The sequence below is a fragment of the Nonomuraea sp. NPDC001684 genome (assembly GCF_053596515.1).
In genome coordinates this window covers 1-3,068 of sequence record NZ_JBSFGJ010000710.1, presented here as the reverse complement: position 1 = coordinate 3,068, position 3,068 = coordinate 1, and the positions used below count along the sequence as shown (strand labels likewise).

The window sequence follows — 3,068 nt, the reverse complement described above, 5'->3', positions numbered from 1 at the left end:
GCCCGGCGGGCAGCAGCGCCTTGAGCATCGCCACGCTCCCGGTGACGCCGGTGACCAGCCAGGGGGTGTCCTTCCTGGCGTCCTGGGCGTCGGGGCCTGGTCGAGGAGGGCGGGCGGCAGGGCGAAGCTGAGGCGCAGGCGGTCGCGGTGGCGGCCGTCGGGGGAGAACAGCGAGCCGGGGGCGACGGCCACGCCCTGCTCGCGGGCGACGGCGGCGAACCTGTCGGTGTCGGCGCCCGGCAGCCGGACCCACACCGACAGGCCGCCCTGGGGGCGTGACCAGGTCCACGACGGCAGGCGCGCGGACAACGCGGCGGTGAAGTGGTCGCGGCGGCGGCCCAGCTCGGCCAGCCAGGCCGGCACGGGGTCGCCGTCGAGCAGGTCGGCGGCCAGCCGCTGGGAGACGGCGCTGGTGGCCAGGTCGGCGTCGAGCTTGGCCTCCAGCAGCCGGGCCAGCAGCGGCTCGGAGGCGGTGAGCCAGCCCACCCGCAGGCCGCCCCACAACACCTTCGACAACGAGCCCACCGTCACCGTGCCGTGCGGATGGGCCTGGGCCAGCGGCTCCGGAGGCGTCCGGCCGTCGAACACCACGGGCGCGAGGGTCCGGTCCTCCACCAGCGGGACGTCCGCCGCCGCGGCCAGCTCGGCCACGTGCCGCAGGTCGGCCACGCGGCCGGTCGGGTTGTCCACCGGCAGCGCGTACACGGCGGCCGGGCGGTGGCGGGCCAGGGCGTCGCGCACGGCGTCCGGGTCGGTGAGGTCCACGGGGACGGCGTGGGCCCCGGCGCGCCGGAACACGCTGAGCGCGCCTCCGTAGGCCGGGTCGCCGACCAGCACGCGGTCGCCGGGCCGCAGCAGCACCCGGGCCGCCAGGTCGATGCCCTGCTGGGCGCCCGAGGTCACCAGGATCTCGCGGTGCGGCCCGGCGTCCAGGGCGGCCAGGACGGCGCGCAGCCGCGAGTCGCCCATGGCGTCGTAGCCGTGGCCGCTCGGCGCGCGCATCAGGGCGGCGGCGTCCAGCGGGGGCGCCGCCAGGTGCGAGGGGTCGGGGACGACCGAGGTCGACAGGTCGGCCAGCACCGCGCCGCCCTGGAGCAGGCCGCCGAACGTCGGGACGCCCAGCACGTACGTGCCGCTGCCGTGCCGGCGTTCGCACAGGCCCTCCTCGCACAGGGCGTTGAAGGCGGCGGCGACCGTCCCGCGGCTGAGCCCGACCGCCTCGGCCAGGTCGCGCTCGGAGGGCAGGCGGGTGCCCGGGGCGATGGCGCCGGTCTGGGCCAGGTCGGTCAGCGCGCCCGCGAGCCGCCGGCTGGCCGTGCCCTCGTGGAGCCGGAGCCGGTCGCGGACCAGGGTGACAAGGTTTTCTTCTCTTCCCACGCCACTATTATCCGGTTACTGTGCCACTTATCAATGAATTGGCCTACATCTTGTGATTGTTGGCGGCCATTTACGGAGAGGAGCGGCACGATGCGCGAAGCCGAGCACATCTGGATGGACGGCGAGCTGGTGCCCTGGGGCGAGGCCCGGGTGCACGTCCTGACGCACGCCCTGCACTACGGCACCGCCGTGCTGGAGGGCACCAGGGCCTTCGACACGCCGGACGGCCCGGCGGTGTTCCGGCTGGACGAACATCTGCGGCGGCTGGCGCGCAGCGCGCGGATCATCGGGATGCCGCTGCCGTACACCTTGGAGGAGCTGCGCGCGGCCACGCTGGCCACGGTCGCGGCCAACGGCCAGTCCTCGTGCTACATCCGCCACCTGGCCCACCGCGGCTACGGCGAGATGGGCGTGGCGGCGCGCGGCTGCCCGACGGTGGTCTCGATCGCGTCCTGGGAGTGGGGCGCGCTGCTGGAGGCGGGCGTGCGGCTGATGACCAGCTCGTGGCAGCGCAACGACCACCGGGTGACGCCGACCGCGGCCAAGGCCACCGGCCCCTACCTGAACTCGGTGATGGCCAAGTCCGAGGCCATGCAGGCGGGCTTCGACGAGGCGGTGCTGCTGAACGCGGCCGGCAACGTCAGCGAGTGCACCGGCGCCAACGTCTTCGTCGTGCGCGACGGCGTGCTGACCACGCCTCCGCCGCACGCCGGCGCGCTGGAGGGCATCACGCAGGACACCGTCGCGCGGCTGGCCGCCGACCTGGGGCTGACGGTCACCCGGGAGGACCTGCTGCGCACCGACCTGTACACGGCCGACGAGATCTTCGTCTGCGGCACGGCGGCCGGGATCGTGCACGTCAGCGCGGTCGACCACTGCGAGTTCGGCGGCCCCGGACCGGTCACCGGCAAGCTGCACGACGCCTACGAGGCCGCCGTGCACGGGCGCGACGACCGCTACCGCCACTGGCTCACCCCCGTGCGCGGCTGACGGACCGCGCCCGCCGCCGCCCGTGAGAAGGTAGGGAATCGGTGGCGCCGGATCGCGACGTGCTCTAGCGTGCCACGGACGTCATCGATCGCGGGAGGTCGTCGGGGTGAGGCGCGCGCTCGTGGTGCTGGCCGTTCTGGCCGGTTCCGTACTGCTCGGCCTGCAGGGCACGGCCACGGCCGGCGGCTCGGCTCCCGGCGCGGGCAGGGTGGCGCTCATCGGCGTCTCCGGCCTCAGCTGGGACGACGTCAACCAGGCCGACGCCCCCAACCTGTGGGAGCTGACGCGTGGCAGCGCGATCGGCTCGCTGTCGGTGCGCACGGTCAGCAACATCACCTGCCCCTACGACGGCTGGCTCACGGTGTCGGCCGGCACCAGGTCGGCCGCCGGTTACGCCTGCGGCGCGCCTCCCGCCCCCGAGACCCGGGGGGCGGGCGCGGTCATCCCCGACTACCGCTACCTCATCGACGTGGCCGGGCAGCGCAACGCCGGCACGCTGGGCGAGGCGCTGAAGGCCGCGGGCCGGTGCTCGATCGCGATCGGCCCCGGCGCCGCGCTCGCACTGGCCGACCGGCAGGGCGCGGTGCAGCGCTACCACGCCTCCCCGCTCCAGGTCCGCACGGCCGACCTGGAGCAGTGCCCGCTGATCGCCATGGACGTCGACGACCTCGTCCACCCCTACCTGGCCAGTGGCAAGCTGC

2 protein-coding genes and 1 pseudogene are annotated in these 3,068 nt (G+C 75.1%); 2 read left to right on the top strand and 1 reads right to left on the bottom strand.

The features are described 5' to 3' along the window. Positions 1–1,377 (bottom strand): aminotransferase-like domain-containing protein (locus ACWCSD_RS50510; protein WP_449926649.1); only part of this gene is annotated, 1,377 nt, incomplete at its 3' end. A gap of 90 nt (positions 1,378–1,467) precedes the next feature. Here ACWCSD_RS50510 and ACWCSD_RS50505 point away from each other — a divergent pair. Together ACWCSD_RS50505 and ACWCSD_RS50500 are read left to right on the top strand one after the other, a co-directional pair. Beyond that, positions 1,468–2,367: a branched-chain amino acid transaminase gene (locus tag ACWCSD_RS50505; RefSeq protein WP_397165479.1), complete on the top strand. Its 900-nt coding sequence runs from the start codon at positions 1,468–1,470 to the stop codon at positions 2,365–2,367. A 106-nt stretch (positions 2,368–2,473) separates the two neighbouring features. Beyond that, positions 2,474–3,068 (top strand): annotated as a pseudogene (locus tag ACWCSD_RS50500) (hypothetical protein); the annotation flags it as partial.

Bases quoted from the DNA above. Each gene is read 5' to 3' on its own strand.
- ACWCSD_RS50505 (WP_397165479.1), top strand. From the start codon at position 1,468: ATGCGCGAAGCCGAGCACATCTGGATGGACGGCGAGCTGGTGCCCTGG.